The following is a 21,975-nucleotide window of genomic DNA, read 5'->3' on the forward strand; positions in this document are numbered from 1 at the left end:
GCCTGTTCGCCGCGGGCACCGGCAGGTGGGCGACGGCACCGCCGTCCGCCAGGGTCGTCCCGACGTCGCCGTGTCCCGTTCCGGCCGCCGTCCCCGGGCCCGAAGCCACCTCGGATGTGGAGGACCGTACATGGGACGTCGCGAAGCGCCCGTGAAGCCCGCAACCCCGCCGCACCCCGTCGACGAACTGCTGCCGCCCGGACGGATGGCGACGGTCGCCCTCCAGCACGTCGCCAGCATGTACGCCGGGGTCGCCGCACCGCCGCTGATCATCGGCGCGGCGGCCGGCCTGACCCCGGCCCAGCTGACGACCCTGCTCGCCGCCAGCCTGTTCATCGCCGGCATCGCCACCCTGCTGCAGACCCTGGGCTTCTGGCGGATCGGCTCACGGCTCCCCTTCGTGAACGGCGTCTCCTTCGCCACCGTCTCGCCGATCCTCGCCGTCATCGAGGCGAAGAAGGACGCGGCGCTGCCGCTGATCTTCGGCTCCACACTGGTCGCCGGACTCTTCTGCTTCCTGCTGGCCCCCGTCTTCTGCCGGCTGGTCAGGTTCTTCCCCCCGGTGGTCAGCGGCACGGTGATCACCCTGATCGGCGTCTCGCTGCTCCCGGTGGCCGGGAACTGGGCCCAGGGCGGCAACTCCGCGGCGCGGGACTACGGCTCGCTCGGCAACCTGGGCCTCGCCGCCGTCACCCTGGTGTCCGTGCTGCTGTTCCACCGCTTCCTGCGCGGCTTCTTCCAGCGGATCGCGATCCTCCTCGGCCTGCTCGTCGGAACCCTGGTGGCGATCCCGTTCGGCAAGGTGGACGCCCATGCGCTCGCCGGCCTGCCGCTCGTCGAGCTGCCGCATCCGTTCGCCTTCGGCGCGCCCCGGTTCGAGGCCGCGGCGATCGTCTCGATGCTGGTCGTGATGGTGGTCTCGATGACCGAGTCCACCGCCGACATGATCGCGCTGGGAGAGATCGTGGAGAAGCCCGCCGACGACCGCACGATCTCCGGCGGCCTGCGGGCGGACGGCATCGCGACGGCCCTCGGCGGCGTGTTCAACGGCTTCATCTGTTCGGCCTTCGCCCAGAACATCGGGCTGGTCGCGCTCACCAGGATCCGCAGCCGCTTCGTGGTCGCCCTGGCCGGGATCCTCCTCGTGGTGATGGGCCTGCTGCCGGTCGTCGGCGGGCTGGTCTCGCTGGTGCCGCAGCCGGTGCTCGGCGGAGCGGGCGTGGTGCTGTTCGGGTCGGTCGCGGTGGCGGGCCTGCGCACCCTCGGCGCGGCGGACCTGAACGTCGGCTCCAACGCGATCATCGTCGCGGTCAGCCTCGCCTTCGGCATCTTCCCGATCGCCTACCCCGGCTTCTACCACGCCTTCCCGGAGCAGATCGGCACCGTGCTGCACTCCGGCATCTCCGCGGGCTGCCTGCTGGCGGTCACCCTCAACCTGCTCTTCAACCACCTGGGCCGCCCCCGCACCGTCCCGCCCGCAACCGTGCCGTCCGCAACCGGGCCGCAGACCCGGACCGAACCCGCGGCCCCGGTGGCGGACCCGGCCTGACCCCCCGCCGGCCGGTGCGCCGCCCGGCCGACGTGCCAGGCGCGTCGTGCCGGGCGGCGGGCAGGCGCCCCCGATGATGAGGGGATGCGCGACCTGACCACCGTCACCGCCTTCGTGACCTTCTTCGCGGTCATCGGCCCGCAGAAGGTGCTGATCGCGTTCGCCCGGCTGAGCCGCACCCGCACGATCGGGCAGATGCGCCGACTGACGATGGTCAGCTCGGTGCTGGCGGCGGCGGTCGGCATCCTGATGGCCTACACGGCCGAGGTCCTGACCTCGTTCTTCCACGTCTCGGACCAGTCCCTGCAACTCGCCGGCGGGGTGATCTTCTTCATCTACGCCGTCGCCCTCGTCATGGGCATCCACCTCGGAGAGGGCGAGGAGGAGGACGAGGACTCGCTCCACCCGATGTTCGAAGGGGTCCGGGAGCTGCTGCTCCCGTACATCGTCAGCCCGCTCGCCGTGACGGCGGAGCTGCTCGGTTCGCTCGACGAGAACACCTGGGGCTGGCGGACGACCGTCGCCGGCATGTACGTCCTGGTGATCGCCATCGACTGCGTGTGCGTCCTGCTGCTCGCGCCGCTGCTGCAACGCACCCACGGAACCGTGCTGGAAGTGCTGTCCCGGCTGCTCGGCCTGCTGCTGGCGGCGGTCGGCGTGGAGGTCTTCCTGTCCGGCCTGGAGAGCCTCGGCGTCCACCTGTCCAACCCGCACTACTGAGCCGCCGCCCGCCGCCCGCCGCCCCCCGCCGCTGGACGGGTGGATTGCGCGCGCCCCGGCGCGCGGCGGCACCCGGGGCGGCCCCGCGCCGACCAATACTCGCGTGGTGGCGCCGCCGCACCGGGGCCGCGCCGCCCGGACGAGGGGAGTGGTCGATGGTTCGTCACGGTGGCCGGACGGGCACCGGGCCCGGGTCGCGCGCGGCCGTGCCGCTGCTGGCCGGAGTGCTCCTCGCAGGCTGCACCGCCGGGCCGGCGAACGGCCCGGTGGTCGCACCCGCACCGAGCCCCTCGTCCGCCCCGGCGACCGCACCCCCGCCGCAGCCGCCGCCGCAGCTGACGGACCGGCAGGTCTCCGCCGCGGTGGCGCAGATCGACGGCTACGTGCAGAACGCGATGGCGAGGACGGGCGTGCCGGGCGCGGCCGTCGCCATCGTGCACAAGGACAAGGTCGTCCACCTGAAGGGCTACGGAGTCCGCCGCCTCGGCTCGCCCGAGACGGTCGACCCGGACACCGTCTTCCAGCTCGCCTCGCTCTCCAAGCCGATCGGCTCGACCGTGGTCTCCGGAGTGGTCGGCCAGAAGACCGTGAAGTGGGACGACCCGATCGCCGCCCACGACCCCGGCTTCGCGCTGGCCGACCCGTGGGTGAGCAGCCACGTGACGATCGCCGACCTCTTCTCCCACCGCAGCGGACTGCCCGACCACGCCGGCGACCTGCTGGAGGACCTCGGCTACCAGCGCGACTACATCCTGCAGCACCTGCGCGACCACCGGCTCGCACCGTTCCGGGCCAGCTACGCCTACACCAACTACGGCCTGACCGAGGCGGCCGTCGCCGTCGCCAAGGCCAAGGGGGTCGCCTGGGAGGACCTCGCGGCGGACGTCGTCTACGAGCCGCTCGGGATGAACTCCACCAGCTCGCTGCGCTCCGCCTACGACAGCGCCGCGAACAAGGCGACACCGCACGTGCGGACGGACTCCGGCTGGCAGGTCAGCACCACCCAGAACCCGGACCCGCAGGCCCCCGCCGGCGGGGTCAGCTCCACCGCGCAGGACCTCACCCGGTGGATGCGGCTGCAACTCGCCGACGGATCGTTCGAGGGCCGGCAGGTCGTCGACGCCACGGCGCTGAACGAGACCCGGCTGCCGCACGTCGTCTCCAACCCGCCGCACGCCCCCGCGGGCAACGCCAGCTTCTACGGCCTCGGCTGGAACGTCAACTACGACTCCCGCGGCCGACTGCGGCTGAACCACTCCGGCGCCTTCGACCTGGGCGCGGCGACGGTGGTGACCCTGCTGCCCTCCGAGCAGCTCGGGATCGTCGTGCTGACCAACGGCCAGCCGATCGGCGTCCCGGAGGCGGTGGCCGAGGAGTTCTTCGACGTCGCCCAGGAGGGCCACGAGACGGTCGACTGGCTGGGCTTCATGGGCAGGGTCGTGCCCGCCGCCGCCGGGGGCCAGGTCTCGCCGACCGACTACACCAAGCCCCCGGCCGGCGCCGCCCCGGCCAAGCCGGACTCCGCCTACCTCGGGACCTACACCAACGGGTACTTCGGGCCGATGACCGTCACCTCGCGGGACGGCAAGCCGGTCATGAGCCTCGGACCGGACAACCTGCAGTTCCCGCTCCAGCACTACGACGGCGACGTGTTCAGCTTCCGGACGCGCGGGGAGAACGCCGTCGGCCTCTCCGGGGTCACCTTCACCGTCGGCCCCGACGGGCGGGCGACCTCGGTGGTGGTCGAGCAGTTCAACCACGACGGCCTCGGGACCTTCACCCGCGGATGACCCCACCCCTGCGGGGACCTGACCGGGCGCCAGGTAGCCTCGCCCGAATGACGACCCAGCTGAACGAATCCGTCCGGGCGCTGATCGACGCGCCGATCCCCGCCGTCCTCGCCACCCTCAACCCCGACGGGGCCCCGCAGACCTCCGTGGTCTGGGTCGGCCGCGACGGCGACGACCTGCTCGTCTCCACCGCGGCCGGCCGCCGCAAGGAACGCAACCTGCGCCGCGACCCCCGCGCCAGCCTCACCGTGTACGACCCCGCCGATCCGGACCGGTACGCCGAGATCCGCGGGCTCACCACCGTCACCGAGGACACCGGCCGCGCCCTCGCGGCCGCCCTCGCCGAACAGTACGAAGGCCCCGGCGCCGGCCAGGAGTACCTCGACCTGCCCGCCGAGGTCCTGCGGGTCGTCCTGCGCATCAGCCCGACCAAGGTGGTCGGCAGCCTGACCGGCTGACCCCCGCACGGCACCCGCCGGCACCACGGGCGTCCGGCGGGCGTCCGGCGGGTGGACAGGTCCGGACAGGAGTGGACAGTCCCCGCTCCTGCCGGACCTGGAGAGTGGACAACGCCCGGCAGCACGCTGTGCGGCATGAACCTCCCCCGCACACAGCCGGACGGAACACCCCAGGGGCGGATGCCGCCCACCCGCAGGCCCGCGGCCGCCCTCGCGGTGCTCGCCGCGGCGCAGTTCACCGTCATACTCGCCACCTCGATCGTGAACGTCGCCCTGCCGCAGATCCGCACCGGCGTCGGCCTGTCGGAGGGCGGCACCACCTGGGTGGTCAACGTCTACGGCCTGGCGTTCGCCGCGCTGCTGCTGGCCGGCGGCCGGGCCGGCGACCTCCTCGGCCACCGCCGGGTGCTGATCACCGGCCTCGCCCTCTTCGCCGTCGCCTCGCCGGCCGCGGGACTGGCCGGCTCGCCGGCGGTCCTGATCGCGGCCCGCGCCCTCCAGGGCATCGGCGCCGCCGCCATCGCCCCCGCCGCACTCGCCCTCGCCCTGGACACCGCTGCCGCGCAGGGCACCGAAGGGCACCTGCCGAGGATCGTCACCGGCTGGGCCTGCGCCTGGAACGGCACCGACCCGCGGGCACTCGGCGCCCTGTTCACCGTCGACGGCACCTGCACCGACCTCGCCGTGGGCATCACCTTCCGCGGCCGCCAGGAGATCTCCGGCTGGAAGGCCCGCGCGGACGGCCTGATCGCCGACGTGCACGCCACCGTCCGCACCACCCGCCGCCACGGCAGCCGCATCACCGCCGAGGCGGTCTACGCCGGCCACCTCAAGGCCGCGCCCAAGGCCTTCGCCGTGCCGATGACCACCCACCTCGATCTCGACACCCACGGCCGGATCGTCGCCGACGAGGACCACTACAGCCTCGCCACCGTCCTCACCCGGTCCGGCCTGCCCGCCGACCGGACTCCGCCGGCCTCCTGACGACCACGGCGCGTCCTCGAGGTCGTGGGTGGACACCGGGGCGGTGCATGGGTGCCGTCCGGGCGGGCATGAATGACGGGTCCGCGCCAAATCCACCCGGAAGGCTGCCACGTGAAGCGCAAGACCTGGGCCCTGTTCGCCGCCCTGATCACCCTGCCGATGGCCCTGTCCAGCACCGCGGCGGTCGCCCTGCCTGCCGCCGCGACCCCGACGGCGGCCACCGCCTGCAGCTACACGCCGGCGGTCCCGGCCGACAACTTCAAGGGCATCCCCGTCTTCGACGCCAAGAAGGCCGCCAAGCCCTACAGCGCGACGCTGCGGACCAGCCAGGGCGCCATCACCTTCAAGGCGCTGACCGACAAGGCCCCGTGCACCACCTTCTCGTTCCGCTTCCTGGCCGAGCACGACTACTTCGACCGCAGCCACTGCCACCGGCTCACCACGCAGCGCATCTTCGTCCTGCAGTGCGGCGACCCGACCGGCACCGGCAGCGGCGGCCCCGGCTACTCGTTCCCGGACGAGAACCTGGAGGGCGCCACCTACCCGGCCGGTACCGTCGCCATGGCCAACGCCGGCCCGAACACCAACGGCAGCCAGTTCTTCTTCGTCTGGAAGGACACCAAGCTCTCACCCAACTACACGCCGTTCGGCCAGGTCACCGCCGGCCTCGACGTCCTGCAGAAGATCGCCGCGGGCGGCGAGGACGACCAGAACAACCCCGGCGACGGCTTCCCGAACCTTCCGGTGAACATCCGTCACATCACCATCGCCAAGCGCTGACCGGGCGGCGGCCCTGCGGCGGAGGATCGCACCGCAGGGCCGCCGAGGCGGTCCGTGCCGGTTTTCGGGCTCCTAGTACGGATGATTGTGGACGGCCTCGCTGTGATGGCAGCTGTACCTCTTGCACTGCCCCATGAAGCCCGGGACGTAGCTGTCGCAAGGGTGCCCTGAATTCAGGCAATTGTGACAGTAACGGCCTTCAGGATCGACATGGACCCCGGCGGCCGCCAGTTTCTCGCGCGCCGCCGCATGGGCCGCCCGGACCTGATCGAGAATCAGTTCCTCCAGCTCCGCGGTGACCTCGTCGATCACCTTGTTCTGATCGTCCGTGAAATCGTTCCGGAGCTCCATCGGTTCCTCCATGCTGCTCCGACACCCCCAACTGCCATGGTCCCGCAGCCCGGAGGGCGACGCCACTCAGCCCGGGACCGGCTACGACGAGTAGCAGAACGCCCATTTCGTGACTGTCCGCCGTGCTCGCCCCTGCCGTTTCCGCGACCCCGCTCGGGCCATCCGATTGACCTGTCAACCAGTGACCGAAAATGACCGGATCTGACGATCCGTCACCAACCGGTATCGCGGACATCACGGAACAGGAACCCGTCGTTCTACCGACCGGTACATCGATACGTTCTGGCCCTCACCGCTCATTCCACAGAGGACCCCATGCGCCCCATCACCCTCGCCCTGGCCACCGCCTGCCTGCTCGCCGGCGCCGTCGCCTGCGAGCCCCCGGCCGACAGCAGCACCCAGAAGTCCACCGCCGCGGCCGTCCCCGCCCAGCCCGCCGCCGGCGCGCCGTCCGCGGCCGCACCGCCCGCAGCCGGCGACGCCGCTGCGCCCGCCCCGGCCGGTGACGGCGACAAGGCGAAGGACGTCGAGATCACCAAGTGCTCGGTGGACCCGACCCTGCACTGGCCGTCCGCCGAGCTCACCATCACCAACCACAGCTCGAAGGCGTCGAACTACATGGTGCAGGTCGAGTTCCTCGACGGCGCCGGCACCCGCATCGGGGAGGGCATGGCCGCGACCAACGGCCTCGCCCCCAACCAGAAGAGCGTCCAGAAGGCGCAGGGCACCTCCACGGCCGCCGGCAAGACCTCGTGCCGGCTGATCGAGGTGACCCGGTACGCCACCCCCTGACGGCGGCGGTCGCACCGCCCGCGGGGGAGACCCGCGGGCGGAACGGCGTGTCAGTGCGGTGTGAGAGGTTCTCACCCGTGACGAGCGAGAACAACGACAGCGTGTTCGCAGGACTGGACGACATCGACTGGGCGTCCCTGGAACACGCCTACGGGCCGGCGGGCGACGTCCCCGACCAGCTCCGCGCCCTGTGCGGCGAGGGCCGGGACGATCGAGGCCGCGCCCTGCACGCCCTGTACGGCAACATCTTCCACCAGGGCAGCCGCTACCAGGCCTCGGCCTTCGCGGTGCCCTTCCTGGCCCGCATGGCCGCGGACCGTTCCCGGCGCGGCCGGGCCCAGGCCCTGGAACTGATGTCGGGCCTGGCGATCGGCTACGACGAGGCGCACCTCCCCGACGGGGTGGCAATCGCGGCGTGGCGGCGCGGGGTCGAGGACCTGCGGGCCAAGGGCGCGGCCGCGATGACGGCCGAGTACGACGACCGGGTCGCGCGGGCCGCCGACGACGGCGAGCGCCGGGTCCGCGAGTTCCAGCGCAGGACCTTCGACTACGACCGCCACCTCGGCGCGTACGAGGCCGAACTGGCGGCCTACGACGCCGTCGCGCGGGAGGTGCCCGCGCTGGCCGCGCTGCTGTCCGACGACGAACCCGCCGTCCGGGCCTCGACCTGCCACGTGCTGGCCTGGTTCCCCGAGCAGGCCGCGGCCGTCCTGCCGCAGCTGCTGGACCTCGCCGACCGCGAGCAGGTCCCCGCGGTCGCCGCCACCGCGCTGATCGCGGCCGGACTGCTCGGCGACGCGGCCACCGTGGAACGGCTGCGGCCGTTCCTCGCCGCCGACGAGCCGGTGGTGCGCTGGGGTGCCGCGATCGGCCTGGCCCGGCTCGGCAGCACCGGTGCCGAGGCCGCCGTCGACGCGGAGGTGCTCGCCGAACTCGCCGCCGTCGAGGCCGAGGAACCGGACGGCGAGGAGCCCGCGGTCCCGTTCCAGGACGGTGACCTGAACGGGTACGCCGCCCTCGCCCTCACCCAGGTCGCCGACCGCTACCCGGCCGAAGCCCTCGACGCCGTGACCACCGGGCTCGCCCGGGCGTCCGGGCCGGCCGCCTTCCCCGTCACCGCCGCCGCCCTCCGCCTGGCCTTCGGCGGCTCCTCGCACGCCGGCCTGCCGCCCTTCGCCGAGCTGGACCACGGTCAGCAGCGCCTGGTGACCACCCTGGCCTCGCTCGGCGACGACACCTGGTGCTGGGGCAACTTCCTGCAGATCCTCCGCGGCTGGGACATCCCCGCCGACCGGACGGAGCTGCGCGCCTACGCCGGACTGCCCACCGCCTGAGCCCCCGATCCCCGGCCGGCCCGCACCCGGGCGGGCCGGGGAAACGCCGTCGCCACGGGCGGCCGGACCCGGCAGAATGCCCGCCGTGCACGAGGACGGGAATTACCGGCTGCTGACCCGCCACACGACGACCGGGCCGGAACACCACTACTGCGGCACAGCGTCCTGATCGTCCTGGCCGGTGTCGCGACACCCGGAGGACTCCTCGCCCGGAACTCCCCGAGCCGCGCGGCACCGCCGAACCCGCAGGGGCGGTGGGCCTCCGGAACCGAACGGATCGAGTCCCGCGCCGACGGCCGGCTCGGCGAGGTCGCGGTGAGCCCGTCGATCTGCACGGGTCGGCGCGCCGACGGCAGGCCGGTCTCGGACTACCGCGGCACCTGGAAGGCCGGTCACCTCGACGACGCCGGCGACGGCGTGTACGTGGTCCTCGACGGTCTGCTCGACAGCGGGCAGCCCTGTCAGACCTTCCTGCAGTTCCTGGATGACGGAGACGAGTACACCCTGGTCGCCACCCCGGATCGTCATGGCCCGACCATCGGCCGGCCCCGGTCCGCTGTCAACGGCCCGTGGTCGCCGATGAGGGCCGTGCCCGTTTCCTCCTGGCTCCGCCAACAGCTCGTCCGACGAACGGCCGCCGGAGGCGATGGCCCGGATCGGCCAGCCGGACCGATCCGCTCGCGTCGGCCGGTGGCCCGGGAGGGGCCGTTCGGGGGACGGGACGGCCGATCGGCGCCACGCCCGGGTGGTTCGGCGGGCGGAGTGCCGGTGCCGGGACTACGGTGTCCGCGGGCTCGCAGGCCCGGGGCAGGCGCCGTGCGGGGGCGGGTGCCGTGCTGCGACGACGGACCGGTTCGGAGAAGGAGAGGGACAGAACCATGACCGCGGACATCGGGATCGAACCACTCGGCGATCACGAGTACCTCGTGCGCTTCCCCACCGCGGACGACGCGGTCCTCTCCCGCATCCGGGCCAGCGAGTCGACCGTGGACCGGTTGCACCTGGCCCCCACCGACGAGGAGCGCATCGTGGCGGAGACCGCCGTGTTCCTCGCCGAACGACAGCCCACGGCCGACCTCCCGCCGATGATCGACCTGGCCGACGTCGCGGACGCCTACGGCGACGACTACCTCCAGGAGCTCGGCCGCCGCCTCGGCGCCCGGTGAGCCGCCCGCGGTGGTCGGCTTGCGGCGGCGCGGTCAGCGCCCCAGGTGGGGGAGCGTGAACCCGGGCGAGGCGTAGACGCCGCCCTGGGGCGCCGCAGGGTCCACCGGAAGGTCCGCCCCCGGAATGCCGGCGGCGTACGCTTCGGCGTCGTCGACGGGCGTGTAGTCCAGGACCGCCGGGTCGGGGAGCTCCCAGAAACGGCGGGCGTTGGCGGAGACCGCGTACACGGTGGCGAAGCGGGTGGCGGCCGGTGCGGTCAGCGCGGCCCGTACGTAGCCGACGGCGTCGCGCGGGCTCAGCCAGGTCGCCAGGTGACGGGCCTCCGTGGGCGCGGGCTCGAAACTGCCGATGCGCAGACAGATCACGGACAGACCGAACTTGTCGGCGTACAGCCGACCGAGCGCCTCGACCGCCGCCTTGCTCACCCCGTACAGACCGTCCGGGCGGACGGGCTCGTCCGGCCCCGTCCGACGGCCGACGGGATGGAAACCGGTCACCCGGTTGCTGCCCGCCAGCACCACCCTCTCGATGCCCAGGCGCCGCGCCGCCTCCAGAACGTTGTGGGTGCCGAGCACGTTGACGTCGAGGAGCTCCGCGAGCGGCGCCTCGTCCGGGATCCCGGCCAGGTGCAGCACCCGGTCGGCGCCCGCGAGCGCGGACTCCACGGCCGCCGCGTCCCGCAGGTCGACGCAGTGCGCCTCCTCGTTGTCGGCCTCGGGCCGCAGCGGCACCCGGTCGACCAGGACCACCCGCCCCGCCTCGCGCCGAAGCACCTCGCGCACGACGGACCCGATGGTCCCCGCGGCACCCGTCACCGCCACCGTTCCCAGACCCACGATGCCTCCTCCCACGATGCCTCCCCCGCGATCGACCGACTCCGCATCCTCGCTGACGCCCGGTCACGGATCAAGCGGCGGCCGGCGACGAGCGACGCCGCACCGGCCGCCACCGGCGGCCGGGGGAGACCGGGGAGGCCATGCGGCCGGCCGGGACCGCCGCCGCCGCGCCCGGCCCGCCCGTCAGGGGTGCATGCGGGCGCCCTTGAGGACCTTGTCCACGGCGTTCCGCGGCCCGTGGACGGCCAGTCCGACCAGGTCGAGCCGGTCGGTGGCCACGGCCCGCACCGCGGCCCGGTTGTCCCGGTCGTTCCCGGTGGCGAACAGGTCGGAGGTGAACACCGCACTGGGCAGCGCACGCGACAGCGCACGCCCGTGCGCGGCGGCCATCAGCTCCTTCGTCCCCTCGAAGACCAGCACCGGCTGGCGGAACATCGGCAGGTAGGCGACGCCGTCGGCATCCGCGTAGGGCTCGCCCACCACCTCGGGCGAGACCGTGCCGAGCCCGCTCACCAGGAAGGCGGTCACGTTCAACCGCTGCCACGGTTCGAGGTCCTCGCGCAGCAGGACGGCGATCTTCGTGTCGAAGCGGACGGGTGCGCCCCCGGCGGCCGGCGCCGCCGTTGCGGTCGCGGCCGGGGCGACGGTCTGGTCGGTTCTCATGCCACGAGACTGCCGGCCGCCCGGCCGCTCCGTCTTGTACGTTCTTTGCATGCCGCCGAAACAGGAGGTCGCTGCCTGGCGCCCGGCCGTCCCGGGCGTCGTCGAGGTCCTCCACGCCCACTTCACCGACCACGCGTACCCCATGCACGTCCACGACGCCTGGACGGTGCTGATCGTCGACGACGGCGCCGTCCGCTACGACCTCGACCGCCACGAACGCGGCACCCCGGACGACACCGTCAGCCTGCTCCCGCCGCAGGTCCCGCACAACGGCTCACCGGCCACCGCCCACGGCTTCCGCAAGCGGGTGCTCTACCTCGACACGACGCAGCTCGACGCACGGTTCATCGGCCCCGCCGTCGACGGCCCCGACCTCACCGACCCCGTGCTGCGCAGACGCGTCGGCCAACTGCACACCGCCCTCGCCGACGCCGGCGACGAACTCGAGGCCGAGAGCCGGCTCGCCCTGATCGGCGAACGCCTGCGCCAGCACCTGCGCCCCGGTTCGGCCGTCACCGCCGGCCGGCCGGCCCACGGCGTCGCCCATGACCTGCGCGACCTCCTCGACGCGCACCTGCTCGACCACCTCACCCTGGACCGCGCCGCCACCCTGCTCCACGCACACCCCGCCCACCTGGTGCGGGCGTTCAGCGCCGCGTTCGCCATCGCACCCCACCAGTACGTGATGTCCCGCCGCGTCGACCTCGCCCGCCGACTGCTGCTCTCCGGCCGCCCACCCGGCGAGGTCGCCACCGCCGCGGGCTTCTACGACCAGTCCCACCTCACCCGTCACTTCAAGCGCGTCCTCGGCATCCCTCCGGGCCGCTACGCCCGCCACGGCCGCGCCGGCCGGGTCGGCTGAACACCGGCCCGCGTGCCGTGCCGCGGCTGTCCTGCACCCGGGCCCCCGCACTGGTCGGCGCCCAGGCCTCCGGCCACCACGACAAGACCGCCACCCGCCTGGTCAACGCGACACCACACCGTGCGGGCCCACCGGTCGGACCGTGACATCACATCAAGTCTCTGATGGTCGGCACTGTCCGATGAAGCCCGTGAGCGCCTCCTGCCAGCGTCGTTCGAAGAACTCCGCGGACGTCTCCTCGACGTGCACGTCCTCGGCGTCCTCGAGCTCCGTCCATGACGGAACGGGCTCCGACCCGAGCTCGACCGGGCCCGGCAGCGGGTGGTCCCGATCGACGTGGACGAGTCGGCCGTCCGCGTACTGAGCCACCTTGCGCACCTCGTAGTCGTCCGTCCCGACGGGGCGATGCACACGACCGCCGCCGGAGAAGCCTTTCACGGCCTTCGGGGATGTGGGCACTGCTCCGGTTCCGCCCGTGTGCGCGGTCCTCACGGAGCGCCGGGTGCCATGAGGCGCACCACGTCAGGCAGTGGGCCGGCCGTTGAAGCGGTACTCCTCGGAGGGCATCGAGTCCCATTCGGTGTTCGCGCCGTCGCGCGTCACCAAGAACAGCGGACGCGATCGGAGTACCTGCCCGACCAGTTGCCCGCGCAGGAGGACCCCGGGATCATCGGGCCCCGCGTAGCCCTCGGGCGTGTAGCGAACGTACACGTCCACGGCCTCGGCATACGCGATGGTGTCGCGCTCCAACTCCGTGAAGTCCCTCCCGACCAGTGGGATTCCGTTGTGAGCGACCTGGGGACCGTTCACGGCATCGGCGGCGACGCAGAACAGGCCCACGGCTCGGCTCACATAGGCCGTGACGGCAGGCGGTGAAGGAGCGACCCCGCGACGGTGGACGTCGACCTTCCACGTCGGCGAGAAGAGCGCGTGGTCCCGTGCACACTCGCCGACCTCCGTCCGGCCGAATGCCGCAGCCGCCTCGACCACGTCGTCGACGGTCATGCCGAACCGGAGCGGTCCGACACCGACAGCCGGCGCGTAGGACCACTCGTCCCGTTCGGCGACATCGCTCCTGAACGCCATGGTCGCTCCTCTGAAGACACCTGAGACGTGCCGCCGCCCATCATGGCCGGCGGTCACTTCCGGTCGTTCGGCTCCTCGTTCCGGACGGTCGGCGCGGACGACGGTGCCGGGGGCGCCGGCGGGACGGCCGGGACGGCCGGGACGGTCGGGTGGGGCGGAGGTGCCGCCGTGGCAGGCCCGGTGGTGGTCGATTCGAGGCTGAGCCCGAAGGCGCCGGCCAGCAGGGCCAGGCCCAGCACGACGAACATCCACGCCTGGTTCCCGCGGCCGGCCACCAGCTCGGCGCATTCCACCGCGCTCGACGTGACGATCGGCCCGGAGTTGGGAGTGAAGCCGGACCCGCAGCCGTCCCCCACCCTCACCGCGCCGTACACCACGCCCGCCACCACCAGGAAGCCGCCCGCGCACACGAGCGCCCTCACCACACGCTGAAGCACCGTCAGCCCCTCCCCACATGCCGGCAAGGCGCCCAGCGTAGAGCGAAGGGAACGTGCGCGTGGCCGATTGCCGAGCACCGGCCGTGTGGTCCGTCGACGGCCACCCCCAACCACGGCGACGGCTACCGCCGTCCGGCCGACCGCGTGCCGCACCGACGGACCGGGTGAGGTCCTCGCCGGGCGCGGGGACGGGCGCGGCGGCGCCGCGACGGCCGTGACACCGTGCTGCGTCGTGCTGGGCCCGTCAGTAGGGGCCGTTGACGTTGTCGATGGAGCCGTAGAAGTGTGCGGCGTAGTTGCAGGCCGCGGTGATGTTGGCGACCGGGTCGTAGATGTCCGTGGACGTCCCGGGGACGTGGTAGGCCTGGAAGGTGGGGTCGATGACCTGGAGGAGGCCCTTCGAGGGGTGTCCGGCGGCGGCGTTGGAGTCGGTGAGGTTGATGGCCTGCGGGTTGCCCGACGACTCGCGCATGATGTTGCGGTAGATGCCGTCGTAGGTGCCCGGGATGTGGTTCTCGGCCATGACGGCCAGTGCCTGGTTGATCCAGCTGTCCAGGTCGCCGGTGGCCTTGGTGGTCGGGGCCGCGGTGGCGGCGGTCGCCGGGGCGGTCGCCGCGGTGGACGGGGACGCGGTGCCGGAGGGCGACGTCCCCTGGGTGGCGCCGGTCCCGCTTCCGTACGTGCTGTGGGCCTGCCAGGTGCTGCTCCCGGAGGACCCCGTCCAGGTGCGGGCGGTGGGGGAGTTCCCGCTCCAGGAGCGGGTGGACGTGTGGTCGGCGGTGGCGGTGGAGGTGGTGGCGGCCGGGGTGGCGGAGGCGGTCGGCGTCGTCGTGCTGTGGGTGGCGGTGGCGGTGGCGGTGGCGGTGGTGGTGGTGGGCGCGGGGGCGGTCGGGTAGGCCGTCGTCCGGGCCTGGACCGTGCGGGCCGGTGTGCTGGTCGCCGGTGCGGTGGTCGCGGGGGCGGTGGTCGCGGGGGCGGTGTGCGAAGAGTGGGCCGCGGTGTGCGTGTGGCCGGTGCTGCGCTGGGTTGGCAGTGCCGAGTGCTTGGCGTGGGAGCCGGTGCGCTGCGCGGGGACGGCGCCGTTGGTGCGGTGGGCCGCCGCGGTGGTCTGCGCCGACGTATGTGTGCTCCAGGCCGTCGGTTCGAGCTGAGGAGTCCGGCTTCGGGCCGTGGCGGCCGTGCCGGCGCCGCTGGAGTGGCTGGGGGCGGCGTTGGCGGTGGTGACCGCGACGGCCGCGGTGGCCAGGGCTGCGGTGGTGATCCACCGGCCGGAGAGCAGGACGGCGGGTACGCGGCGGGGGCGGGCGTGCTTCGGCATGGGGACTCCGGTACACAGGCGGCGACAGGTCGCACGGACGGGGGGCGGGGGACGGTCACGGCGCGCGCGAGCGGGGGCAGGGCACGCCGGGGGGCTGCACGGAAGGCCGGGGGAGACCTGGACGGGCAGCACGGGCTACCCGGTGGACACGGAAGGTGCGCACCGGGGCGATCGAGGGACGCCGGGAGAGTGGTGGGCGCCGGGGAGAGGGGGTGGCCGCGTGGTGCCGGTGGCCGTGGGAGGACGGCAGACGGCCTCGATGTGGCAGCCGGCACGACGGACGGGCCGGCGGGGGGACGCACGGGCGGGGAGCCGGGTCCGCTGGGAGGGGCGGACGGCCGTGGGCCCGGCGTCGTGGCGGTGACGATCGGGAGAGCTCGGGTCGGAAAGGCTCGGCGCGTGGGCCGGGCCCGCGACTAGGCGGTGGTCGCGACCACCGTGCAGGGCCTCGGCGGCGAGCACAGCGGAGGCCGGGACCGTCCGGCGGTACGGGACGGTTCGGCGAGCGGAGGGTCGTTGATCGCTGTCACGGTGTCACCTCGGCAGGAGGGTCGGGGTGGTGGGCGTGCAGGGCGTACCGGGCGGACGGCCTTGGCGGCGGTCGCGGACCGGCGCCGTGCAGGTCCCCTGTGGATGTTCGTCGGTGCACTGACCGACTGGGGTTGGGGATTTCTATCCTCCCGGCGGCGCCGGAGTCCAGGCTTATCCGGCAAATGGCGCCGAAGGCGGCGCATCTCACAAATGCATCCCATCCATTAGGTGCATTTGGGCAATTTCGGACTATTGGGTGGTTGGCGGGCCCGCCGCGGGGGCGGTGTACGGCCGGGAGCGCCGCTCCAGGACGTCGACCGCCGCGGGCGCCGGACCCGTCCCGTGCGTCCCGTGCGTCCCGTGCGGGCCGGGTGGTCCGGGTGGTCCGGGTGGGCAGGAGGTGCCCGGGTTGCCTGCCGCCGGCCGTGGGTCGGTTCCGGACGTCAGGCGGGCCGGGTGCCGAGCGCGAGGGCGAGCCGTTCGGACTGCTCCGCAGTGATGCCCTGGGCCAGCTGCACGCCCGAGCGCGGGCTGTACGGGCCGTCGCACCGGAGGATGCCGTCGCACGGCGGCGCCCCGCCGCCGCTGAGCGGCGAACGGCCGGGCGGCGACCAGCGGGCCGCGTCCCACAGCGGATGGTCCAGGAGGAGCGCCGCCACCCGCGGAGCCTCCTCGGCCGGAGCCCCGACCCGGACCAGCGCCTCGGCGATCACCTCCTCCGCGTCCCCGGGCGCGTTGTCGTCGCGTCAGCGCGCCAGCACCGTGGACCGGTGGCCGCCTCCTCCCGGGAGTCCCCGTTCCCCTTGGCGCCGCGCGGTGGGCCCGGGCGAGCGCGTGCGCCGGGACGCACATGCTCCGCCCGTCGGTCTACCGGTAGGTCGCCCGGAGCAGTGCCACGGACAGTCCCTCAGGAGCCCGCTGAGCCCCCGCCGGAGCCGGTCCGACGGCCCTCAGCTGCCGCCCATTCCGCCCTGGGCGGCGACCATGGTCAGGTTCAGCCCGCTCACCGCCCGGGCCAGGCCCGGGGTCCGGTCGGCGATCCGGTCGGTGAGTGCGGTGATCCGCCCGGCGTTGGCCTTGCGGTCGTGGCGGGTGAGGACCAGCTTCAGGTGTCCGTGGGCGGCCAGGGCCGCGAGGACCGCGTCGGCGTAAGGCGCTTCGACGACCGGGGCGCCGCCGCGGACGAGCTCGGCCACCCGGACCTGGAGGTCCAGGGCTTCGCGCGGGTCGTCCATCGTCACCGTGCGGTGCGGTGCGACCGGGCCGTACGGGTCGCGGTCGGCCATCGTCATGATGCCGAGCGCCGCGAGGCGCTCCTCGACGGCCTCGAGGGTGTCGTCGCGGCTGCGCTTGATCCACGACTTCCAGGTGCGGGGGCGGTCGGCCAGTTCGGCGAGCAGCGCGTCCAGGACGCGGTCCCCGGTGGGGCCGGCGTCCACGACCTGCACCCGGCCCGTCCCGTCCTCGGCCGCGGCGCCCCGGTGGGCGAGTTCGGCCAGGGCGGCGGCGCGCAGCAGGAACCCGGCGCGCGTGCGGTCCTGCAAGCTCTGGGCGCGGGTGTCGAAGGCCAGCAGATAGGTGGCCAGATGCAGTCCTCGGCTCATGACTCCGACGATACGGCGCCCCTTCCCGCCAGCCGTCGACCGACAGGACCAACCGATCCTCCGCCTGTGGGCGCACCCGTACGCCCGGCCGTCGTCCTTGAGTCCCACCGGGCCGCGGGCAGGCAGCGGACGGTCCGCCGCGGCATTGCCTGCCCGGGTGTTGCTCAGCCGGACGAACCCCACGGGTCCTGACCATCGTCCGAGTCCTCCGCAACCACCTCGATCGGCTTCCGGACGACACACGTGGGGACACAGCCACCGGTGCGCAGAAACTCTTTGACGGCGCTTCGGACGAGACTCAACGGGATCTCCGAGTCGAGGGGGAACTCCGTCCAGTGGTGGACGACGTCACCTCGTGAGCCCGGAGCCCCTACGGAGGCAACCAAGCCGGTCTCAGGGGCCGAGAGCATCAGGGCCCCGACCTGGCCGTCCCTGTTGACGCCGACATGGAGTTCATGATCCGGAAATCCGGACCAGGTCATGGGCCGGGCCCTTGAGACGAGATGCGCGGCGTCATGGAATGGCGGCCCTGCCAGGAGGGCGTCGATGAGGCCGTCGACGTCCTCCTCGGTGGAGACGAGAACGGGGTCGTGCATGTCGGCACGGCGATAGCGGGCTACCAGCCGGCTGTCAGCCACCCACGACACCCCCTCCGCGGAATTCGGCCCCCGGCCGGGCAGGGCCGTCGGTGGTCGGCCCGGGCAGCCTCGTGATCAAACCACGGACAGCCACTGCCGCGCGCCGCCGGACAGGCCCCTTCCGCGACCACGTCGTGTGATCGCATGCTCGTCGGCCACGCCAACCACGACGTCGGAGTTCCAGGGGATCATCGGGGGGCCGGGAGGCGGGTCTACCGGCGGACGGCCGCGATCAGTCCGCCGGGCCGCTCCTCGCGTTGCGGCGGGGTGCCGATCGGGCGGCCGTAGGCGGCAGCGAGCTCGCGCAGGGTGTGGCCGTCGGCGTCCCAGCCGTGCCCGGCCAGCCAGCCCACCGGGTCGTCGGGCATCTCCGAGACCCACAGGGACGCCGCCGATCCCGGCACGGCGTCCGCGCCGAAGCGCTCGATCACGCCGCGCGAGCCCAACGTCAGCCCCATCCGGCTGCCTGCCGCCGACAGCGCGCCGATCCGGGCGAGCAGCAGCTCCACCGCGTCCTCGGGCAGGTAGATCAGCAGTCCCTCGGCGATCCACACGGTCGGCAGCGCCGGGTCGTGCCCCGCGGCGGCCAGCGCGCCCGGCCAGTCCTCACGCAGGTCCACCGCGACGGTGATCCGCCGGCAGCGTGCGACGGCCCGCTCCCGGCGCAGCACCGATGCCTTGAAGTCCAGTGGCGCGGCGGTGTCGACCTCGAACAGCCGGGTGTCCTCGGGCCAGTCCGTCCGGAAGGCCCGGCTGTCCATGCCGGCGCCGAGCAGCACGACCTGCCGGACCCCGGCCGCGGACGCCTCCAGCAACAGATCGTCGAGGAACCTCGTCCTGATGACGACGGAGAACGCCACGGCCAGCCGACGGCGTCGTGCGGCCTCGTCCCCGGGCGGCGGCGAGGCGGGCCACAGGCCGCCGGCGGCGGCGAAGGCCTTCGCCAGGGGGTCGCGGAACAGCGCGTCCTCCCGCTCCGACTCCAGCGCCCGCACCCTGGCCACCCCCACCGCCGTGGCCCACACTCCCGACGGCTGCACCCGCTCCTGCTCATCAGTCACCACGCCAGCCTAGACGGGGGATTCCCGCGACTCACCTACGCGGCCAGGTCCGGTCCAGGGGCAGCAGGGCGCGGAGCCGGGTGCGTTCGGCGCTCAGCGTGGACTCGACGTGCCGGGCGAGCCACCGCGTCATGTGCACCTGCTCGTCCGGAGCGTCACCTCCGGTGCGAGCGGCCCTGGGGAGCCGGGGAGGCTCGGGACGGGCTCTCGTGCTGCGAGTGGCGGCGTCGGGTCCGAGCGGCCGCCCCGGATCCCCGGCCTGGACGCACTGCCGGCGACGCAGCGCGCCAGGGGCTGCCCGGCCGTCCGTGACCCTTTCCGCCTCGGCGGGGACACCCGGAGCGGTCGAGGCCGTCCTCGCAGCCCTCCGGCGGCTCGGGGGACGGACCCGCCGCCCCGGCCCGCCCCGGCCCGTAGCCGCGCAGATGCTGCCCCCGGCCCCGGACGCCGGCGTGCCCGTGCGGGGGACCGGTGGAGGGGGCGTCAGAGCTCGAGATCGGCCTCGATGCGGCGGGCCTGGTGGCGGGCCATGGCCAGGTTGGACCGGCTGCGGTCGAGCATCAGGTAGAGGAACAGCCCGGGGTGGCGGGTGAGCGGCCGGATCAGGTGGTACTGGCCGGTCAGGCTGATGAGGATGTCCTCCGGCTTCTGGTCGCGCTGGCCCGCCAGGCCCAGCGCGCGCAGTTCGGCGCGCAGGATGTCGGTCGTGGCGGCGGCCGCGACCGACAGGGTCTCGGTCGGGCCGGCCGTCCCGAGCGCCATGCCGCTGGTGTAGTCGCCCAGGGCGGCCCCGATGGCGCCCTCGATGGTCATCGCTTCCTTGAGCGAGGTCTCGATCCCGGCCATGTGTTCCTCCGACCGTTCGGGCGCAGGGAGGCGTCCCGGCGCGTTGATGTCCGCTTCTGTCGGGTGAGCCTAGGAAATCGGGCGGCCTCGCTCGCCGAATTGACCGTAAGCGATCGATTCCTGCCGGGGAGGCGCTGCCTCGGCAGCAATCCATGACATGTTGAGTTGATGAATTCTTCATGTTGATGGATCCTGGACTTCGTGGCGCCACCCACCGGCGAGCTGCGCGCGGTGGCGCGGGCGCCGGTCCGGCCACACGAGGAAGCCAGCCCATGAGCACTGCCGACGGCCCCCTGCCTGTGGTCGACCTCGAACGCGCGCGGGCGTGCCGGATCTGCGAGGGGTGGGGAACCGTGTCCACGCCCGACGGCAGGGCCTACGTCCCCTGCCGGGCCTGCCAGAAGAGTCCCGGCGATCGGCCGGCGGCACCGGACGCCGACCCTGCACCAGCACGGGCCGAGGGCATGACGGGGACGTGACTCCCCGGCCGAGCGGCGCCGCCGCCGCCCTCCCGCGCGCGTCAACGAACCCCGACCGCCGCACAGGGACGCGGGGCATCCGGCCCCTGGCCTCCGAAGCCGGTCACCCGGGTCGCCCGGTCACCCCCGGTCGAGCGCGTGCCACGCTGCGGACCCGGCGAGTGCCGGGTCCACCCGAAGACCACCCGTTCCGGCGATTCATCGGGTCCCCGCCCCGCAAGCCCACCCGGCCCGTCGGCGAAACCGCGCAGGTGGCCGAGGCGAACGCCGACGCGCGGACCCCCGCGGCCGGGCCGCCACCGTCAACACGAGCTGCGAGCCGGAACGCCCCACCCGTCGGCGAGGTTGCCATCGGCACATTCACTTGTTGTGCCCGGCATGACCTCCGACCTCCGGACCTGCGGCAGAGCCGCCGAAACGATTCTCCGCGAGACCCCGACCTTCGCCCACCCGGCCGCACTGTGGACCGCCGCCGGCCTCCCCGTGCCCGGCCGCGCCGACCCCGACCGGGACCGCCTGACCGCACCGCCCCGCTTCCTCCCACCGCCCCTGCCGTCCCCGGTCACCGGCCCCCGACCGGGGGCGGCAGACAGCCCGCACGTCCACCGCGCACAACCCGACCCCACCCCCGCGCACCTCAAGGACTGCGCATGACCCGCCAGGAAACCCCCCGCGTCCCCCGCAACGCACCGGCACCGGCGGCTGCGCCATGCACCTGGAGCTGCTGGCAGTCGTCCTGCCCGGCCTGAGCGTCGCGGTGCGCGGCTGCCTGCGCTACCACCCGCCGAGCCGTACACCGTCTACCTCGACAACCACATCGACCTCGACGCCCCGATCACCTGGGTGTTCGCCCGCGACCTCCTCGCCACCGGCCTCACCGAATGGGCGGGCACCGGCGACGTCTGCGTCCACCCCGCCGCCGGCGACCGGACCGTCTTCATCACCCTGACCGGGGAGAACTCCACGGCCGTCCTGCGGGTGGACGCCTCGCACATCAGGACCTTCCTCGCCCACACCGAACGGATCGTCCCCTCGGGCACCGAAGAAGGCCACCTGGACGTGGACAGATTCCTGCGCCGACTACGGGACGACGAACCCCCCGAGCCCGGACCGGGCCCAGAGCCGGAGCCGGAACCGTGAAGGCGCGCGACCCGGCCCGGAGGCACCCGGGAACCGGCCGAGCGCTTCGACGGAGGCCCGGCGTCGGCGCGGCAGTGGGATGGACTCCCGCCCGGCCCGCGACCGTGGACCACCAGGCCTGCTCGGCGGCGCCGGCCGTGGTGAGCGGCCGGCCGGTGGGGATCCGGTCCCCGTCGGGCAGGTACTGCCCGCTTCGGCTCCTCACCTCGGCTTCGCCACCGGGCCCGCAGGGCCCGGAGTGGACAAGAACGGCAAGCCGGACCGCAGCGGACCGGGGGAGTGCGGACGATCTTCCAGGCGGACGTCCGTCGGTGACTTGCGGACATTGTCAACTGAGAATGTCCGCATCGCGCAGCTCCGGCGGGCCTGTGGCGCACCAGCCCAGGCCCGGCGGGAGGCGGGCAGGAGCCGGAACGCCGTCCTCACCCCGGCTTCGGTCGGGGTGAGGACGGCCGCGGTGCAGGTGCCCCGGCCGGCACTGCATGCGGCAGAGCGTTCCCGGCCGGGGGCGGTCGGCGCCCGAACGGGCCTCAGTGTCGGCTCACCGCC

24 protein-coding genes are annotated in these 21,975 nt (G+C 73.7%); 12 read left to right on the plus strand and 12 right to left on the minus strand.

Annotated elements, in window-relative coordinates:
* Positions 1-130 precede the first annotated feature (130 nt).
* From AB0O09_RS33820 to AB0O09_RS33845, 6 genes are all read left to right on the plus strand, one after another.
* Positions 131-1,549 carry a nucleobase:cation symporter-2 family protein gene (locus tag AB0O09_RS33820; RefSeq protein WP_363548559.1) on the plus strand — a complete coding sequence of 473 codons (1,419 nt, stop codon included), beginning with the start codon at positions 131-133 and terminating at the stop codon, positions 1,547-1,549.
* Positions 1,550-1,633: 84 nt separating this feature from the next.
* Positions 1,634-2,269, plus strand: coding sequence for a MarC family protein (locus tag AB0O09_RS33825; RefSeq protein WP_363548561.1), 636 nt, complete (start codon positions 1,634-1,636; stop codon positions 2,267-2,269).
* A gap of 155 nt (positions 2,270-2,424) precedes the next feature.
* Positions 2,425-4,059, plus strand: coding sequence for a serine hydrolase (locus tag AB0O09_RS33830; RefSeq protein WP_363548563.1), 1,635 nt, complete (start codon positions 2,425-2,427; stop codon positions 4,057-4,059).
* A 47-nt stretch (positions 4,060-4,106) separates the two neighbouring features.
* Positions 4,107-4,517: a PPOX class F420-dependent oxidoreductase gene (locus AB0O09_RS33835; protein WP_363548565.1), complete on the plus strand. Its 411-nt coding sequence runs from the start codon at positions 4,107-4,109 to the stop codon at positions 4,515-4,517.
* A gap of 135 nt (positions 4,518-4,652) precedes the next feature.
* Positions 4,653-5,501 (plus strand): MFS transporter, encoded by an 849-nt coding sequence (locus AB0O09_RS33840; RefSeq protein ID WP_363548566.1) that lies wholly within the window; start codon positions 4,653-4,655, stop codon positions 5,499-5,501.
* Positions 5,502-5,612: 111 nt separating this feature from the next.
* A complete protein-coding gene (locus AB0O09_RS33845) occupies positions 5,613-6,281 on the plus strand; it encodes a peptidylprolyl isomerase (RefSeq protein WP_363548568.1) in 669 nt (222 codons plus the stop codon).
* A 72-nt stretch (positions 6,282-6,353) separates the two neighbouring features.
* Here the strand turns inward: AB0O09_RS33845 and AB0O09_RS33850 are convergent, their stop codons facing one another.
* Positions 6,354-6,632: a hypothetical protein gene (locus AB0O09_RS33850; protein ID WP_363548570.1), complete on the minus strand. Its 279-nt coding sequence runs from the start codon at positions 6,630-6,632 to the stop codon at positions 6,354-6,356.
* 315 nt (positions 6,633-6,947) lie between these two features.
* On the opposite strand from AB0O09_RS33850, the gene AB0O09_RS33855 reads away from it, so the two are divergent.
* From AB0O09_RS33855 to AB0O09_RS33865, 3 genes are all read left to right on the plus strand, one after another.
* Positions 6,948-7,424: an FxLYD domain-containing protein gene (locus AB0O09_RS33855; RefSeq protein ID WP_363548572.1), complete on the plus strand. Its 477-nt coding sequence runs from the start codon at positions 6,948-6,950 to the stop codon at positions 7,422-7,424.
* 77 nt (positions 7,425-7,501) lie between these two features.
* Positions 7,502-8,758, plus strand: a complete 1,257-nt coding sequence (locus tag AB0O09_RS33860; protein ID WP_363548574.1) for a HEAT repeat domain-containing protein — start codon at positions 7,502-7,504, stop codon at positions 8,756-8,758.
* A gap of 878 nt (positions 8,759-9,636) precedes the next feature.
* Positions 9,637-9,924, plus strand: a complete 288-nt coding sequence (locus tag AB0O09_RS33865) for a hypothetical protein (RefSeq protein WP_363548575.1) — start codon at positions 9,637-9,639, stop codon at positions 9,922-9,924.
* Positions 9,925-9,957: 33 nt separating this feature from the next.
* Here AB0O09_RS33865 and AB0O09_RS33870 read toward each other — a convergent pair whose 3' ends face one another.
* Both AB0O09_RS33870 and AB0O09_RS33875 read right to left on the minus strand, forming a co-directional pair.
* Entirely contained in the window at positions 9,958-10,761 is an 804-nt protein-coding gene (locus AB0O09_RS33870; RefSeq protein WP_363548577.1) for an NAD(P)-dependent oxidoreductase, read from the minus strand.
* 183 nt (positions 10,762-10,944) lie between these two features.
* Positions 10,945-11,424, minus strand: coding sequence for a DUF2000 domain-containing protein (locus tag AB0O09_RS33875; protein ID WP_363548579.1), 480 nt, complete (start codon positions 11,422-11,424; stop codon positions 10,945-10,947).
* Between the two features lie 49 nt (positions 11,425-11,473).
* Here AB0O09_RS33875 and AB0O09_RS33880 point away from each other — a divergent pair, with 49 nt between their 5' ends.
* Positions 11,474-12,286 (plus strand): AraC family transcriptional regulator, encoded by an 813-nt coding sequence (locus tag AB0O09_RS33880; protein WP_363548581.1) that lies wholly within the window; start codon positions 11,474-11,476, stop codon positions 12,284-12,286.
* A 153-nt stretch (positions 12,287-12,439) separates the two neighbouring features.
* Here AB0O09_RS33880 and AB0O09_RS33885 read toward each other — a convergent pair whose 3' ends face one another.
* The 9 genes from AB0O09_RS33885 to AB0O09_RS33925 form a co-directional block, all read right to left on the minus strand.
* Positions 12,440-12,778 (minus strand): hypothetical protein, encoded by a 339-nt coding sequence (locus AB0O09_RS33885; RefSeq protein ID WP_363548583.1) that lies wholly within the window; start codon positions 12,776-12,778, stop codon positions 12,440-12,442.
* A 30-nt stretch (positions 12,779-12,808) separates the two neighbouring features.
* A complete protein-coding gene (locus AB0O09_RS33890) occupies positions 12,809-13,372 on the minus strand; it encodes a hypothetical protein (RefSeq protein WP_363548585.1) in 564 nt (187 codons plus the stop codon).
* Between the two features lie 53 nt (positions 13,373-13,425).
* Positions 13,426-13,794, minus strand: coding sequence for a hypothetical protein (locus tag AB0O09_RS33895; RefSeq protein ID WP_363548586.1), 369 nt, complete (start codon positions 13,792-13,794; stop codon positions 13,426-13,428).
* A 259-nt stretch (positions 13,795-14,053) separates the two neighbouring features.
* Entirely contained in the window at positions 14,054-15,127 is a 1,074-nt protein-coding gene (locus AB0O09_RS33900; RefSeq protein ID WP_363548588.1) for a transglycosylase SLT domain-containing protein, read from the minus strand.
* A gap of 974 nt (positions 15,128-16,101) precedes the next feature.
* Positions 16,102-16,371, minus strand: coding sequence for a hypothetical protein (locus tag AB0O09_RS33905; RefSeq protein ID WP_363548590.1), 270 nt, complete (start codon positions 16,369-16,371; stop codon positions 16,102-16,104).
* A gap of 237 nt (positions 16,372-16,608) precedes the next feature.
* Complete coding sequence (locus tag AB0O09_RS33910; RefSeq protein ID WP_363548592.1) at positions 16,609-17,262, minus strand: GPP34 family phosphoprotein; 654 nt, start codon at positions 17,260-17,262, stop codon at positions 16,609-16,611.
* 164 nt (positions 17,263-17,426) lie between these two features.
* The gene (locus tag AB0O09_RS33915) at positions 17,427-17,900 is read right to left on the minus strand and encodes an Imm1 family immunity protein (protein WP_363548594.1); all 474 of its coding nucleotides are present in this window, start codon (positions 17,898-17,900) and stop codon (positions 17,427-17,429) included.
* A 212-nt stretch (positions 17,901-18,112) separates the two neighbouring features.
* Complete coding sequence (locus AB0O09_RS33920; protein ID WP_363548616.1) at positions 18,113-18,925, minus strand: class I SAM-dependent methyltransferase; 813 nt, start codon at positions 18,923-18,925, stop codon at positions 18,113-18,115.
* A 519-nt stretch (positions 18,926-19,444) separates the two neighbouring features.
* Entirely contained in the window at positions 19,445-19,807 is a 363-nt protein-coding gene (locus AB0O09_RS33925) for a hypothetical protein (protein WP_363548596.1), read from the minus strand.
* 857 nt (positions 19,808-20,664) lie between these two features.
* Between AB0O09_RS33925 and AB0O09_RS33930 the strand changes: the two genes are divergently transcribed.
* Together AB0O09_RS33930 and AB0O09_RS33935 are read left to right on the plus strand one after the other, a co-directional pair.
* A complete protein-coding gene (locus AB0O09_RS33930; protein WP_363548598.1) occupies positions 20,665-20,940 on the plus strand; it encodes a hypothetical protein in 276 nt (91 codons plus the stop codon).
* A gap of 111 nt (positions 20,941-21,051) precedes the next feature.
* Positions 21,052-21,426, plus strand: a complete 375-nt coding sequence (locus AB0O09_RS33935; RefSeq protein WP_363548618.1) for an SsgA family sporulation/cell division regulator — start codon at positions 21,052-21,054, stop codon at positions 21,424-21,426.
* The last annotated feature ends 549 nt before the right edge of the window (positions 21,427-21,975 follow it).

Source organism: Kitasatospora sp. NPDC093679 (assembly GCF_040683455.1).
Taxonomy (GTDB): domain Bacteria; phylum Actinomycetota; class Actinomycetes; order Streptomycetales; family Streptomycetaceae; genus Kitasatospora; species Kitasatospora arboriphila.

What these genes read in the sequence shown, in the direction of transcription:
- AB0O09_RS33875 (WP_363548579.1), bottom strand. Translation starts at nt 11,424, where the DNA reads ATGAGAACCGACCAGACCGTCGCCCCGGCCGCGACCGCAACGGCGGCG.
- AB0O09_RS33830 (WP_363548563.1), top strand. Translation starts at nt 2,425, where the DNA reads ATGGTTCGTCACGGTGGCCGGACGGGCACCGGGCCCGGGTCGCGCGCG.
- AB0O09_RS33880 (WP_363548581.1), top strand. Translation starts at nt 11,474, where the DNA reads ATGCCGCCGAAACAGGAGGTCGCTGCCTGGCGCCCGGCCGTCCCGGGC.
- AB0O09_RS33850 (WP_363548570.1), bottom strand. Translation starts at nt 6,632, where the DNA reads ATGGAGCTCCGGAACGATTTCACGGACGATCAGAACAAGGTGATCGAC.
- AB0O09_RS33930 (WP_363548598.1), top strand. Translation starts at nt 20,665, where the DNA reads ATGACCTCCGACCTCCGGACCTGCGGCAGAGCCGCCGAAACGATTCTC.
- AB0O09_RS33865 (WP_363548575.1), top strand. Translation starts at nt 9,637, where the DNA reads ATGACCGCGGACATCGGGATCGAACCACTCGGCGATCACGAGTACCTC.
- AB0O09_RS33925 (WP_363548596.1), bottom strand. Translation starts at nt 19,807, where the DNA reads ATGGCCGGGATCGAGACCTCGCTCAAGGAAGCGATGACCATCGAGGGC.
- AB0O09_RS33825 (WP_363548561.1), top strand. Translation starts at nt 1,634, where the DNA reads ATGCGCGACCTGACCACCGTCACCGCCTTCGTGACCTTCTTCGCGGTC.
- AB0O09_RS33900 (WP_363548588.1), bottom strand. Translation starts at nt 15,127, where the DNA reads ATGCCGAAGCACGCCCGCCCCCGCCGCGTACCCGCCGTCCTGCTCTCC.
- AB0O09_RS33840 (WP_363548566.1), top strand. Translation starts at nt 4,653, where the DNA reads ATGAACCTCCCCCGCACACAGCCGGACGGAACACCCCAGGGGCGGATG.
- AB0O09_RS33910 (WP_363548592.1), bottom strand. Translation starts at nt 17,262, where the DNA reads ATGAGCCGAGGACTGCATCTGGCCACCTATCTGCTGGCCTTCGACACC.
- AB0O09_RS33855 (WP_363548572.1), top strand. Translation starts at nt 6,948, where the DNA reads ATGCGCCCCATCACCCTCGCCCTGGCCACCGCCTGCCTGCTCGCCGGC.
- AB0O09_RS33835 (WP_363548565.1), top strand. Translation starts at nt 4,107, where the DNA reads ATGACGACCCAGCTGAACGAATCCGTCCGGGCGCTGATCGACGCGCCG.
- AB0O09_RS33820 (WP_363548559.1), top strand. Translation starts at nt 131, where the DNA reads ATGGGACGTCGCGAAGCGCCCGTGAAGCCCGCAACCCCGCCGCACCCC.
- AB0O09_RS33890 (WP_363548585.1), bottom strand. Translation starts at nt 13,372, where the DNA reads ATGGCGTTCAGGAGCGATGTCGCCGAACGGGACGAGTGGTCCTACGCG.